The sequence below is a fragment of the Sediminibacillus dalangtanensis genome, from assembly GCF_017792025.1.
Taxonomy (GTDB): domain Bacteria; phylum Bacillota; class Bacilli; order Bacillales; family Amphibacillaceae; genus Sediminibacillus; species Sediminibacillus dalangtanensis.
Map to the genome: position 1 here is coordinate 3,496,973 of NZ_CP046956.1, position 13,309 is coordinate 3,510,281.

The 13,309-nt window shown below is 45.4% G+C and carries 14 protein-coding genes; all 14 read right to left on the bottom strand.

Annotated features, from left to right (window positions below):
* Position 1: 1 nt before the first annotated feature.
* The 14 genes from ERJ70_RS17190 to ERJ70_RS17255 all read right to left on the bottom strand — a co-directional run bounded on the left by ERJ70_RS17190 (position 2) and on the right by ERJ70_RS17255 (position 12,522).
* A complete protein-coding gene (locus ERJ70_RS17190) occupies positions 2-934 on the bottom strand; it encodes an ABC transporter permease (RefSeq protein ID WP_209365979.1) in 933 nt (310 codons plus the stop codon).
* 10 nt (positions 935-944) lie between these two features.
* Positions 945-1,769 carry a D-aminopeptidase DppA gene (gene dppA, locus ERJ70_RS17195; protein WP_209365980.1) on the bottom strand — a complete coding sequence of 275 codons (825 nt, stop codon included), beginning with the start codon at positions 1,767-1,769 and terminating at the stop codon, positions 945-947.
* Between the two features lie 588 nt (positions 1,770-2,357).
* Positions 2,358-3,671, bottom strand: coding sequence for a UDP-N-acetylglucosamine 1-carboxyvinyltransferase (gene murA, locus ERJ70_RS17200; RefSeq protein WP_209365981.1), 1,314 nt, complete (start codon positions 3,669-3,671; stop codon positions 2,358-2,360).
* Positions 3,672-3,704: 33 nt separating this feature from the next.
* Entirely contained in the window at positions 3,705-4,418 is a 714-nt protein-coding gene (locus tag ERJ70_RS17205; protein ID WP_209365982.1) for a YwmB family TATA-box binding protein, read from the bottom strand.
* A gap of 132 nt (positions 4,419-4,550) precedes the next feature.
* Positions 4,551-4,784, bottom strand: a complete 234-nt coding sequence (locus ERJ70_RS17210) for a DUF1146 family protein (RefSeq protein WP_209365983.1) — start codon at positions 4,782-4,784, stop codon at positions 4,551-4,553.
* 608 nt (positions 4,785-5,392) lie between these two features.
* Positions 5,393-5,794, bottom strand: coding sequence for a F0F1 ATP synthase subunit epsilon (locus tag ERJ70_RS17215; RefSeq protein WP_209365984.1), 402 nt, complete (start codon positions 5,792-5,794; stop codon positions 5,393-5,395).
* A gap of 113 nt (positions 5,795-5,907) precedes the next feature.
* Positions 5,908-7,320, bottom strand: coding sequence for a F0F1 ATP synthase subunit beta (atpD, locus tag ERJ70_RS17220; RefSeq protein WP_209365985.1), 1,413 nt, complete (start codon positions 7,318-7,320; stop codon positions 5,908-5,910).
* A 30-nt stretch (positions 7,321-7,350) separates the two neighbouring features.
* Complete coding sequence (gene atpG, locus ERJ70_RS17225; RefSeq protein ID WP_209365986.1) at positions 7,351-8,211, bottom strand: ATP synthase F1 subunit gamma; 861 nt, start codon at positions 8,209-8,211, stop codon at positions 7,351-7,353.
* 88 nt (positions 8,212-8,299) lie between these two features.
* Positions 8,300-9,808: a F0F1 ATP synthase subunit alpha gene (gene atpA / locus ERJ70_RS17230; RefSeq protein WP_209365987.1), complete on the bottom strand. Its 1,509-nt coding sequence runs from the start codon at positions 9,806-9,808 to the stop codon at positions 8,300-8,302.
* Positions 9,809-9,830: 22 nt separating this feature from the next.
* Positions 9,831-10,373 carry a F0F1 ATP synthase subunit delta gene (locus tag ERJ70_RS17235; protein WP_209365988.1) on the bottom strand — a complete coding sequence of 181 codons (543 nt, stop codon included), beginning with the start codon at positions 10,371-10,373 and terminating at the stop codon, positions 9,831-9,833.
* Entirely contained in the window at positions 10,370-10,834 is a 465-nt protein-coding gene (gene atpF / locus ERJ70_RS17240; RefSeq protein ID WP_374099825.1) for a F0F1 ATP synthase subunit B, read from the bottom strand. Before atpF ends, ERJ70_RS17235 begins: the two co-directional genes overlap by 4 nt.
* 195 nt (positions 10,835-11,029) lie before the next feature.
* Positions 11,030-11,236: a F0F1 ATP synthase subunit C gene (gene atpE, locus ERJ70_RS17245; protein WP_026570770.1), complete on the bottom strand. Its 207-nt coding sequence runs from the start codon at positions 11,234-11,236 to the stop codon at positions 11,030-11,032.
* A 167-nt stretch (positions 11,237-11,403) separates the two neighbouring features.
* Complete coding sequence (gene atpB / locus ERJ70_RS17250) at positions 11,404-12,129, bottom strand: F0F1 ATP synthase subunit A (RefSeq protein ID WP_209365990.1); 726 nt, start codon at positions 12,127-12,129, stop codon at positions 11,404-11,406.
* Positions 12,130-12,153: 24 nt separating this feature from the next.
* Entirely contained in the window at positions 12,154-12,522 is a 369-nt protein-coding gene (locus ERJ70_RS17255) for an ATP synthase subunit I (RefSeq protein ID WP_074599889.1), read from the bottom strand.
* Positions 12,523-13,309: the final 787 nt, after the last annotated feature.

The window sequence follows — 13,309 nt, forward strand, 5'->3', positions numbered from 1 at the left end:
GTCATTCCGCCTCCTTTTTATGCAGTTTGATTCTCGGATCCAAAATACCGTAAGCAATGTCCACAAGGAATAGCATAATGATCAGAAAGGCACTGTAAAATACGGTTGTCCCCATAATTACCGGGTAGTCCCGATTATTGATACTTTCGACAAAATACTTGCCCATTCCCGGGATTGCGAAGATTTTCTCCAAGACAAAGGTGCCGGTTAAAATTCCTGCCAACAAGGTGCCCAAAATCGTCACGACAGGCATCAAAGCATTTTTCAAGGCATGCTTAAAGACGATTTTCCACGGTGACAACCCTTTGGCTCTGGCCATTTTGATATAATCCTGTGTCAGGACTTCGAGCATGCTCGACCTTGTCAACCTGGCAATGATGGCCATCGGCCCCGTCGCCAATGCGATTACCGGAAGAATCATGTGCTTCGGACTGCTCCAGGTGGCCGCCGGAAGGATTTGCCATGTAACGGCAAACGATTGAATCAGCTGAGTGGCCAAAATGAAATTCGGAATCGAGATTCCGAGCACGGCAATCGCCATGGCGGCATAGTCGATGACCCCGTTGTGGCGGAGTGCCGCGATGATTCCGAGCAATATTCCGGAAATAATCGCCACAATCACGGATACCAGTCCAAGTTCCAGGGAAATCGGAAATCCGCGCCCGAGCAAATCATTCACCGTTGAGGTCGGTTGTTTGATCGACGGGCCAAAATCAAACGTGACAATCGATTTCAAGTAAAGCAGGTATTGCATATACATTGGTTCATCCAGATGGTAGTGCGCCTCCAGGTTGGCCTGTACCGCTTCACTCGTCCCCCTCTCCTGATTGAACGGGGAACCGGGAATCGCATGCATCAAAATAAACGTTAAGGTGACGATGATTAAAATGGTGACCAGCATGATCAAAAAACGTTTTGCTATGTATCGCAGCATGGCTTCCCTCCTAACTGAACGTCGTGCGCATAGCCAGTTCTGTCATAACCAGCATTGCCTGATACGCTTCAAGGATGTTTTTGGCCGGGAACCTGACCGTAGTACTCCCAGTTTCGATTTCTGTCCCGGGCATCAAATTGGCCCATTCCGCCTGACCGTAATTGGTGAATTCAATCCGCAGCACTGGATTGTCCGGCGGCGTGAGCGGTTTGACATTCTGTCGGTTTTCCAGGGCGGCGCCCGCCTGCCTTTGCAGAAGCTCTCCCGCCCTTTTCGGAGAAAGGGTTTTGACCGCTGACCGGGAAATGGTGGTTTTAACCGGAGCGGTGACAATGTTTGGAATAAGCTGTTCTGCTTCCTGACAGGCACAGTCATCTCCCGCAACCATTAACACTGGTACACCGAAGTATCCCGCGACATAGGCATTGAACCCGAGTTCGCCGACAACCTGGTCGTTGATGAAGAAATTGCGGACCCCGAACGTCATCGAATGGGACATCACACCTCTTTGACCGGCACGGGCGTGGTAGCCGAGAAACATTGCTCCTATGTAACTGTCATCTAGATTTTGTACCATAGAAAAGGGTTTTACATCGCCTGTGATGAGTGAAGCTTCTGGATGGATTGCGTCGATTAAGAGGTTGTTCATTTTGGAGTGGCTGTCATTCACTACTATTTCATCACAGCCAAATTCACTTGCAGCTTCGATTACATGGTTGGCTTCTTCTGTCATGATCTTGCGGGCACGTTCGTAATTGTGCTTGTCTGAGTCAACGAAGGTTTGATCCGGCAGTCCGGTTATCCCTTCCATATCCACTGATAAGAAAAGTTTCATATATCCTGCTCCTTCTTTTGGTGTAAAAGCATAGAAATGGTAATCCGTACATAGACATATTTTAACACAATTTTAAAAAAATTTAAACAACTCTTTCAATTATAAGGTTGCTTTGTTTATTGTTTGATGTTTCTACTAAGAGAAGCTTTTTTGTTGTAAGTAGAATCATGGAAGGTGTTAAGCCGGTATTTACAGCAAGATACACAGTTGAGGAGGGATAAAATAGCCTCCTGCTAGCGAAACATTAGTTAAAAAGCAGGAAGCAGAGCGGAGGAAATACACGGAAACTCCTGTGGGAGGAGAGGCCTTGAGGAGGCTCAGCAGCCGCCCGTGGAAAGCGTAGTTTCCGCAGCGCCCCCCTTTTTAAAGGATAGAATAAGTTATATTGCATTTGATAGCTACCTAAAAAGAAAACGTGTAAAAGATTGTTTATTTCCACGGTAATACCACCCCGTTACACCTCCTTTATGCGAAATGCTCGTCCGTTCCGGGCACAAAAAAAGAGCGATCCTGTCCGGACAGTCCGCTGGGAATTGTTCTTGGAACAACACAGCAGTTCCTTTCAGAATCGCTCTTTTATTCTATTACTTAGGATGATACAGAGGTTTGGTGCTGTTGAGTGGTACTGACAATCACTTCGCCATCATCATTGACACGTTCAATATCCGCGCCCAAAGAAGCAAATTTTTCAGCAAGATTTACATACCCGCGATCGATATGCTTCAATTCTGTGACGCGCGTATAGCCTTCAGCAGTCAGACCGGCTAATATGAGTGCAGCACCTGCTCGTAAATCGGTAGCAGCTACTTCTGCTCCCTGCAGGTCTACAGGACCTTCCACAATGACACTTCTGCCTTCAATCTTCAATTTCGCGTTCATGCGGCGGAATTCTTCTACGTGCATGAACCGATTCTCAAACACAGTTTCCGTGATTACACTGGTACCTTCTGCTCTTAACATAAGTGCCATCATTTGCGATTGCATGTCTGTCGGAAAACCCGGATGCGGAAGTGTCTTGATGTCGGTAGACTTCAGTTTTTTTGGGCCGATGACACGCAGACCGTCTTCCTCTTCTTTAATATATACACCCATTTCTTCCATTTTGGAAACCAGTGAACGCAAATGATCTGCTTCTGCACCTTTCACTAATACGTTTCCACCGGTAATCGCTGCTCCAACCATAAACGTTCCTGCTTCGATGCGGTCAGGAATGATGGTATGCTCGACCCCGTGTAAGGTGGAAACCCCTTCAATGCGGATCGTTTCCGTTCCAGCTCCGACTACTTTAGCACCCATTTTATTAAGGAAATTAGCAAGATCGACAATTTCCGGTTCCTTGGCACAGTTTTCCAGGATGGTTTTGCCTTCCGCAAGTGCTGCAGCCATCATGATATTTTCTGTCGCTCCGACGCTTGGCACATCCAAATAAATTTTTGCGCCTTGCAACCTGCCTTGCGAGCGGACTTCGACGAAGCCATTGCCTACATGGACATTTGCCCCCATTGCTTCAAAGCCTTTTAAATGCAAGTCAATCGGCCGGGAACCAATGGCACAGCCCCCCGGCATCGCTACTTTAGCATGGCCATACCTGGCCAAAAGCGGTCCTAATACGAGGACAGAGGCTCTCATTTTTCTGACAAATTCGAATGGAGCTTCCGTCTTAAGTGGTTTTGTTGCGTCTACTGTTACGGTATTATTTGAAATGCTGATATCTGCATTCATATTGCTTAGTACTTCTTTTATCGTGTTAACATCTGCTAGTGCGGGTACTTCATGAATCGTGCTGGTTCCTTCGCTTGCAATAATACTTGCTGCGATGACAGGCAGTACGGCATTTTTGGCACCTTCTACTTTCACGGTACCATTTAGCTGCCTCCCACCACGGACGATGATTTTTTCCACTGCTCATTCTCCTCTGCGTCCAATTTCACTATATTAATATTCAGTAATTATGATAGGTGTTCCAATTGTCATGGTAGTATTGCCACTCGCATCTTCCCGAGCAGCCAGCTGGATATTCATTAGGCTGTCCTTGCCGGGGATGGTTTGCTCCCAGTAAGGTGTATAACCCGACAGAACGGTGAAATCTTTTTCCTGTATGCGATCTAGTGCTTGAACATTTAATTTTTCTACAAATTTTTCAAAAAAATAAACCTTATTTATTTTATCATTTGACACTAGTGTCAGACAAGCAAATTTTTTTACATTTGTAGTAAATAATGCTTTAGTCACACTCTTTGATCGAGTAAAGTAATAAGACCTTGTCTGTTCATTCCACCTTTCACCAGTGAGTGAATAGCTGATTTGAATACTACCCTGTTCATTTTTAGGCACAATCATGATAAAGGTTTCGGTTGATTGCGTTTTTTTGTGGAGGTTGCTGGCAGTCCATTTTTCTGCCTGGCTCGTTTCCTCTCTATTAATATGGGACGCAGGGAAATAGCTTTCTAGTTTTCTAGCAATCTCTAAGGCACGGCTTCTGTCCAGTTCATCTTTCATGACTACCTGCCACTTTTCCAGCGGGAGTTGCTCTTGTTCCGACAACTGGATCAATTGCTCGATTGGTTCTTTTTGTATGGATGCATGAACGAATGATTGCAATGAAACCATCATACCCAATGTTATCACGAGAAGGAACCGGATTTTCATTTATATTCTCTCCCTCAGCTTATGAATTAGTGCTTGGACTCTTTCACAAGTATTGACCGGAGAGCAAAAAAAATACGGTTCTTTTCTCGTCATGATTTGACATACATGGTTCGCGTTTTCGTGAACTTCACGTCAAAAAAGAAAAATTAGCTGCTGGGACCATTGCAAGAAGTCCAAAAAGAACCTGCTGACAGTCGTGCCTATTGCAATCGTAATGAACATCAATAAAATATTCGCTTCCATTACGCGTCCTTTTTTAATAAGAGGTTCTAAATTAATACCTTGCAGTACCCTCCACGTGATAATGATAAAAATCAAGTGAGAAATCATACTGATGAGCGCTTCTTGGCCAAGTGATTGCATCATTTGGATCACACCTTTTCTTTTTGTTCGCATCGTTTGTTTACTAGTAAAACATTGCCACGGACAAAAAGAAATGTCAACGGGTGATTGTTTGTTTCTGGTAGTGTAATACCTTTATTTCAAATTACCTAAACGTAAAAATCGAACAAGTTGTGCAGATGGCACCTGGTCGGTAGGAAGCAGGGGGATCGCTGTCTGATTTCTACCAATGATGCTGATATTTCCCGGGGAATATCGACACTTGCTTCTTTTTTTTGCAGGGAAGCAGTATCTTTTGGGTTTTAAGACAGGATCCTGCCATTATTGTTTAAAATTGGAGAAGGGTGAATGGGGGATTTCACCGACACATGTCCGTTGCTGGGTGTTCCTTTTCCTGTCTTTATTGAAAGCGCTCTTCCCTATAATATAAGGTTAAGTTGCCTCAGAAGTGCATAAAAGTAACTGTCATAGTACAGACCTTGCCATTATCCAGCCATCTTGTTTTTTTCATTGTTAGAAAGAAGCAGGGTCTTTTGTAGCTTCCCTATTAGATTCCCGTTCCTTAAACACAAAAAAGACTTTAACCGCTTTTGCAGCAATTAAAGTCTTTTATCGTTCGTTTCCTATTGTGACTATCGATTTCCCACTACGTCCAGACGGTTGATTGCACGTCTAAGCGCGTTTTCAGCCCTTTTGAAGTCGATATCGTCCTGCTTAGTCTGCAGACGTCTTTCAGCCCGTTCTTTTGCTTTGCGGGCACGCTCCACATCGATTTCGGTTGGTTTTTCCGCCGATTGTGCCAAGATGGTCACCTTATCAGGTCGCACCTCGACAAATCCGCCATTCACCGCTAACTTTTTCGTGTCGTCCTGTCCTTTTAAACGGACAGCACCGATCGATAACGGAGCAACCAATGGAATGTGACCATGCAAAATACCGAGTTCACCGTTTTCCGCCTTTAAACTAACCATTTCGAAAGCATCTTCCATTACAGGGCCATCAGGAGTGACAACACTCACCATTAGTGTTTTCAATCAAACCCCTCCTCGGGCTGGAATATGGCTACATTCAACAGCCGTTTCTTTAAAAATGCCGGAAGGCCGGTAAAGCTGCTATCCGCTTTTCCCAGCCTGAACGGCCTTATGATTTATGCCATTTGTTGAGCTTTCTCGACTACTTCCTCGATCCGGCCAACCAATCGGAAGGCATCCTCTGGTACATCATCATATTTTCCGTCCAAAATTTCACGGAAGCCTTTTACAGTTTCCTGGACAGGTACATAGGAGCCTTTTTGACCAGTAAACTGTTCCGCAACGTGGAAATTTTGGGACAGGAAGAATTGAATACGGCGGGCACGGGCAACTGTCAGCTTGTCCTCGTCCGTCAATTCATCCATACCAAGGATGGCGATGATATCCTGTAATTCTTTATAGCGCTGCAACGTACGTTGAACTTCACGCGCCACTTCATAATGCTCTTCCCCGACAACTTCCGGGTCCAGTGCACGGGAAGTGGACGCCAAAGGATCAACGGCAGGATAAATACCCTGTTCCGATAACTTACGATCCAGGTTGGTCGTTGCATCCAAGTGGGCAAACGTTGTTGCCGGAGCCGGGTCGGTATAGTCATCGGCAGGCACATAAACAGCCTGAATGGACGTTACCGACCCTTTATTTGTAGAAGTGATTCGCTCCTGAAGTTGACCCATCTCGGTAGCCAATGTCGGTTGATATCCAACCGCTGAAGGCATACGGCCAAGCAATGCAGACACCTCAGAACCTGCTTGAGTGAATCGGAAAATATTGTCGATAAACAGCAACACGTCCTGCCCCTGCTCATCACGGAAGTATTCCGCCATCGTCAAACCGGTAAGGGCAACACGCATACGCGCTCCCGGCGGCTCGTTCATCTGGCCGAAAACCATCGCTGTTTTGCTGATAACCCCTGAGTCCTTCATTTCATAGTATAAGTCGTTACCTTCACGAGTACGTTCGCCAACGCCAGCGAAAACGGAGATACCGCCGTGTTCCTGGGCGATGTTATTGATCAGTTCCTGAATCAGTACGGTTTTCCCTACACCCGCACCACCGAACAGTCCGATTTTACCACCCTTGATATACGGAGCCAGCAAATCGACGACCTTGATTCCTGTCTCCAGGATTTCCGTCTCGGTCGCTAAGTTTTCAAACTTAGGTGACTGGCGGTGAATCGGGTCGCGACGTACACCTTCTGCCAACGGCTCATCCAAGTCAATTTTTTCACCCAGAACGTTGAAGACACGGCTGAGAGTGACATCGCCTACAGGTACTGAGATCGGTGCTCCTGTATCTATTACTTCTGTACCGCGCTGAACCCCTTCTGTCGATGACATGGCAATCGTACGAACACTGTCATCGCCCAAATGCAATGCGACTTCCAAAATAAGCTCGCTGCTGGATTCATTTTCATCTTGTGCTGCATATCGCACGCGTAAAGCGTTATAAATTTCCGGAAGCTGTCCGCTTTCGAATTTTACGTCCACTACGGGTCCCATAATTTGGGTAACGCGTCCTTCGCTCATCGATTTCCCTCCTTACTTACTATAATGGAGCTAATTCTGTGCTGCTGCTCCACCTACAATTTCTGTGATTTCCTGCGTGATGGCTGCCTGGCGAGCACGGTTGTATGACAATGAAAGATCATCAATTAAGTCATTTGCATTGTCTGTAGCACTTCTCATCGCCGTCATCCGGGCAGCGTGTTCACTTGCTTTTCCATCCAGCAAAGCACCGTAAAGCACACTTTCCGCGTATTGCGGTAGTAGAACCTCAAGAATTTCTTCCTGGTTTGGTTCATACTCGTAGCTGTTCAACTGCTTGCCTTCCGGGCTTATATTTGTCAAAGGAAGCAGTTTTGTTGTCGATACTTCTTGGGAAACTGCACTTACAAAATGATTGTAATAGATATTCAATTCATCTATTTCTTCATCGATATACATTTGCACCGTTTCTGAAGTCAGATCTTTTATGTCAGCAAAATTCGGCTGGTCAGCAAGTCCGGTGATTTCCCTGGAGATTGGCATATCTCTTTTCTTAAAGAAATCTCTTCCAATACGGCCGACAGCAATCACAGTATACTCATCTTTTGATTGATGCCTGCTCTGGATGTCACGGTAAACTTCCCGCAGGATACTGCTGTTGTACGGACCCGCCAATCCACGATCAGATGTGATGACAAAATAAGCAGTCTTCTTCACTTCTCGTGCCTGCAGCATTGGATGGTTGGCAACATCGCCACCATTTGCAATGCTTGCGACCACTTCCTGAATTTTTTCGCTATAAGGTACAAACGATTTTGCGTTTTGCTCTGCTTTATTCAACTTTGAAGCAGACACCATATGCATCGCGTTGGTGATTTGTTTCGTTTTCTTGGTCGAGTTTATCCGGTTTTGGATATCTCTAAGTGAAGCCACGCTATCTCACCACCCTTTCATCAAAGGTTTACGCTGGACCAGATTATATCTGGTTCCAAGCGGTCTCCTTGCCATCTGTATCCTAAACTTACGCTGATACTACAAAGCTCTTTTTGAATTCTTCGACAGCATTGTTCATATCTTCCGTTTCCGCAAGTTTACCTGTCTCACGGATGGTCTGCAGCAACTCTTTCTTGTTAGTGCGCAGCCATTCGTGGAACTCACCTTCGAAGCGCGTAATATCTTCGACCGGAATATCATCCAGATACCCTTGGGTTAAAGCGTAAATGATCATTACCTGGTTTTCTACTTTCAATGGCTTGTGCAAGCCCTGTTTCAATACTTCTACCGTCCGTGCCCCACGGTTCAGTTTTGCCTGTGTCGCTTTATCCAAGTCAGACCCGAATTGCGCGAAGGATTCCAACTCACGGTAAGATGCCAAGTCAAGGCGCAACGTACCGGCTACTTTTTTCATCGCTTTGATTTGGGCAGAACCGCCGACACGTGATACTGACAAACCTGGATTAATCGCCGGACGCACACCGGAGAAGAACAAGTCAGACTGCAAGAAAATCTGTCCATCTGTGATGGAAATAACGTTTGTCGGAATATAGGCACCGATATCACCGGCTTGAGTTTCCACAAAAGGCAGTGCGGTCAATGAACCAGCGCCTTTGTCGTCACTCAGCTTGGCAGCCCTTTCCAACAGACGGGAGTGCAAGTAGAAAACATCTCCCGGGAATGCTTCACGGCCTGGCGGACGGCGAAGCAAGAGGGAAAGTTCACGATAGGCAGCAGCCTGTTTGGACAAGTCATCATAGACTACCAATACATGCTTGCCGTTGTACATGAATTCTTCACCCATGGTAACACCTGCATATGGAGCCAGGTAAAGAAGCGGCGCTGGTTCCGATGCGCCGGCAGATACGACAATCGTATAATCCAATGCGCCGTAGCGGCGAAATGTTTCAACGGTTCCGCGTACGGTAGAATCCTTTTGTCCGATGGCTACATAGATACAAATCATGTCCTGATCTTTCTGATTCAGGATCGTATCTATTGCAACGGTTGTTTTACCAGTTTGACGGTCACCGATAATTAGCTCACGCTGGCCACGCCCGATCGGTACAAGGGCGTCGATCGCTTTGATACCTGTTTGAAGTGGTTCATGAACGGACTTACGATCCATTACTCCAGGTGCAGGAGATTCGATTGGACGGGTTTTTCCCGTTTCGATCGCACCTTTTCCGTCTACTGGCTGTCCTAACGGATTGACGACGCGTCCAAGCAGTTCATCCCCTACAGGCACCTGCATAATACGTCCGGTACGACGTACTTCGTCCCCCTCGCGGATATCTTGATATGGTCCCAAAATGACGATACCTACGTTGCTTTCTTCCAGATTTTGCGCCATTCCCATGACACCGTTGGAGAATTCGACTAGTTCGCCGGCCATAACATCATCAAGACCATGGGCACGGGCAATTCCGTCCCCGATCTCAATTACTGTCCCTACATCGTTGACTTCTATATCAGATTGATAATTCTCAATTTGCTGTTTGATCAGCGCACTGATTTCTTCAGCTTTAATGCTCATGCCATTTCACCCCTATCATCAATTATTTCGCGGATACGATATTCCGTTCCATTCGCTCGAGCTTGCCGCTGATGGTTCCATCATAGATCGTGTTGCCAATCTTCAGTCTGACACCGCCGAGAACCGACGGATCGACGATATTGGTGATCTTCAACTCGGATTTACCAAGTTTTTTGGCAAAAACTTGAGAAAGCTGTTCCTGCTCCGCTTCGGTCAGTTCCCGAACAGAATAGACGCTTGCTTCCGCTATCCCTTTCACATCATGTACTAATTCGATAAAGTGACTAATTATGGATGGAATGAGTTCTTCGCGATGGCGGTCAACGAGCAGTGACAATGTATTGACTACATCGGAAGAAAAGTCTTGAAACGTCTCACGGATGAGTTGTTTCTTTTTATCATTATTAACTCTTGGATGCTTCAGGAATGGTAGTAATTCTTTATTGTTTTCAAACACTTCTTGTAAAATGTAAAACTGTTGTTCAAGCTGGTCGACGGCATTTTTTTCTTCCGCCAGTTGAAAAAGAGCATCTGCGTATCGTTTGGCAACTATAGCTTCACTCATCGCTCTTCTCCTACCTCTTTGATATATTCATTGATCAATTGCTCTTGATCCTGGGCATTAATTTCTTTTTCAATCACCTTGCTGGCGATTTGCACGGACAAGGTAGCCACCTGATCTTGCAATGCTTTGATTGCTTTCTCTTTTTCCTGTTCAATGTCTTCTTGAGCAGAAACCTTGATGCGCTCCGCTGTTTCGCGGGCCGCTTCGATGATTTGCTGTTCTTGCTTTTGCCCGGCATGTTTCGCATCTTCAATTATAGTCTGCGCTTCCTGACGGGTCTTTTTCAGCTCTTCAGCTGCTTCGCGCGACGCACGCTCTGCTTCGGCACGGTTCTTTTCTGCCGTTTCGATTTCACTTGCTATATGGTCTTCCCTTTGTTTCATGACATTCATCAACGGTCCCCATGCAAACTTGCGCAAGAGGAGCAATAATACAATAAAGAAGAACAACTGGGTTATCATGTCCCCTACTAAGAGGCCGCCCGGCCCAGCGTTTATGATCAGCCAACCTGTGTATTGCACTGCATTCACTCCTTTCATCGTCGGTAACCGGTTTATTCGTCAACACTTGCTATGTTTCTTCAAACGTAAAGGAAAGGCGAAAGTTCAACTAAATGAACTTCGCCAATGTATTTAAGTTTTATCTTAAATGTGTTGTTACATAACGATAAGCGCGATTACTACCGCGATGATCGGCATTGCCTCAACCAGACCTACACCAATGAACATGGTTGTCTGCAGGGCGCTACGCAATTCTGGCTGACGAGCGATCCCTTCTACTGTACGACTTACAATCAAACCGTTACCAATACCTGCGCCTAGTGCGGCTAGTCCTACTGCGATTGCAGCTGCTAATGCTCCCATAATAAAAATCCTCCTCTAAAATATATGAATTTAGTTAATTCCTGAGTTTTCAGTTTTTCATAAGTAGACGTCCGGATTTTCCGAATCTCCCTGTTTACAAAAACTGAGCGGGTTCCTTTCTGCCTGTTTGAATAAGTCAAGCAAAGGGAATACCCATTATATAATTTTTAATGGTCCGAGCTCACTTTGTGAGACATGTAGACCATTGTCAACATAGTGAAAATGAAGGCCTGGATGGCTCCAATAAACAAACTGAATCCTTGCCATGCCAGCATCGGAATTGCTCCACCAAAGAATCCCAACGCACCGGAAGCGGTAAGGCTCGCCAGTAAACCTAAGAGAATTTCCCCTGCATAAATGTTACCGAAAAGACGAAGACCAAGCGTCAACGTATTCGAGAATTCTTCCAGCAGTTTGATCGGGAATAAGAATGGCAAAGGACGGAAATAGTCTTTTCCGTATTCCTTCACACCCCTCATCTTGATTCCATAGTAGTGTGTCAGGACGATTACCATGGTCGACAATGTCAGTGTGATGCCTGCATCCGATGTCGGTGACTTCCACCATAGATGGTGTTCAGAGTCCACTGCCATGAAGGCGACACCGAGAAGGTTGCTGACAAAAATATAGGTGATCAGCGTCAGGCCTAACGGAAGGAATGTTTTCCCCGTTTTCCAATCCATCGTATCTCCAACAATCCCTTTCACGAAATCGATGACCCATTCCATGAAATTTTGAAGACCGGTTGGCTTCATCTGCAGCTTTCTTGATGCGGCGACCCCCAGGATGAAAACAAGGGCGGATGCGATCGCGATCATCAAAACGTTGGACAAGTTGAAATCAAGCCATGAGATTTCAAAAACGTCCTCGATTAAGGGTTTTTTATGATCCAAATTTCTTCACCTCTCTTCCCAGCGCTAATCTTTGACTCTAAATATTGCAAAATCTATCATAATGACAACGTAAACTGTCATTAATCCAATTAACACACCAATAAGATGGAAATATTCTTCAAACTGAAGGGCGATAAGCACAGCCGCTGCGGCTGCTGCCAATCGGGAAAAGGTACCAATACCTTTGGTAGAACGTTGTTCAGCTGCTGCTTTGCCGAACTGCTGGATCTTTCTTTGCATAAGCCATAGGTTGTAAAAGCCTATCACTGTTCCAAGGAGAAGTCCGAGGAAGATACGCGGATACGGAGTGAAAGCCGATCCTAGTACCAATAGTGCGAGAAGGTAGAACATCCATTTGCGCTGACGGGTTATCATATATTCGTATTGTTGCATGCTTTGTTCCCCCGTAATGAAGATGCTTGTGATATTTTAAATGGATGCTTCTTTATGTACCGGCTCCAATTCAAGGCCAATTCAACCCATTGAACGATTGTCGGAACTTGTGGAAAATCAGTTTGATTGTATCTTCCGTTCAGAAGAAAGGATTGCATCAAACCGATTAAAGCGCAAAAAAATTTTGTCGATCCCGGCAAAACTTTTTCACACTGTCCTGTTCACCAGGTCAGGTTTGTACTCATCTTACAAGCTGTACAGGTTTTAAACAAGGAATAAGCTTATCAGGAAATCAAGCTTATGAAACCCTTATCATTCCACACTAGATTAGCATACAATAGGGGTAGTCCAATGTCAATCCGTTTCGCGGAGAAAGTAGAATTTGGAAAACCTTCCACGAAAACACTGTTCACCAGTACACTCTCCTATATTATATAAGAAAGAAAACAGACACAAAAGCGACAAATTTGTGACAATTCATTAGAGTCGCGAAATTCATATTGGGGTATGGGGTATTGGGTGGATATTGGGGTCAGTCCCCTGAAAAGAGTTGAGTTACTAAATTAATCAAAATCGATACGTATGGGGACTGACCCCAAAGGTCATTTTCATAAAATGATTTGCCGAACGGGGACACACCTTGTACGATAAAAACCCCATCACTGCGGGGTTCTTATCGGCTATCATGCAGTTTTTAACTGTTTTGGGGTCAGTCCCTCCACCAACCGTTTCTACGTTAATTAGTCGGAGAGGGACAGGCCCCGTGGTTCTAAGAAGGTGTCTATCC

Coding starts and splice junctions, on each gene's coding strand:
- ERJ70_RS17190 (WP_209365979.1), bottom strand. CDS start 934: ATGCTGCGATACATAGCAAAACGTTTTTTGATCATGCTGGTCACCATT.
- dppA (WP_209365980.1), bottom strand. CDS start 1,769: ATGAAACTTTTCTTATCAGTGGATATGGAAGGGATAACCGGACTGCCG.
- ERJ70_RS17205 (WP_209365982.1), bottom strand. CDS start 4,418: ATGAAAATCCGGTTCCTTCTCGTGATAACATTGGGTATGATGGTTTCA.
- ERJ70_RS17210 (WP_209365983.1), bottom strand. CDS start 4,784: ATGATGCAATCACTTGGCCAAGAAGCGCTCATCAGTATGATTTCTCAC.
- atpD (WP_209365985.1), bottom strand. CDS start 7,320: ATGAGCGAAGGACGCGTTACCCAAATTATGGGACCCGTAGTGGACGTA.
- atpA (WP_209365987.1), bottom strand. CDS start 9,808: ATGAGCATTAAAGCTGAAGAAATCAGTGCGCTGATCAAACAGCAAATT.
- ERJ70_RS17235 (WP_209365988.1), bottom strand. CDS start 10,373: ATGAGTGAAGCTATAGTTGCCAAACGATACGCAGATGCTCTTTTTCAA.
- atpF (WP_374099825.1), bottom strand. CDS start 10,834: ATGATAACCCAGTTGTTCTTCTTTATTGTATTATTGCTCCTCTTGCGC.
- atpE (WP_026570770.1), bottom strand. CDS start 11,236: ATGGGAGCATTAGCAGCTGCAATCGCAGTAGGACTAGCCGCACTAGGC.
- ERJ70_RS17255 (WP_074599889.1), bottom strand. CDS start 12,522: ATGCAACAATACGAATATATGATAACCCGTCAGCGCAAATGGATGTTC.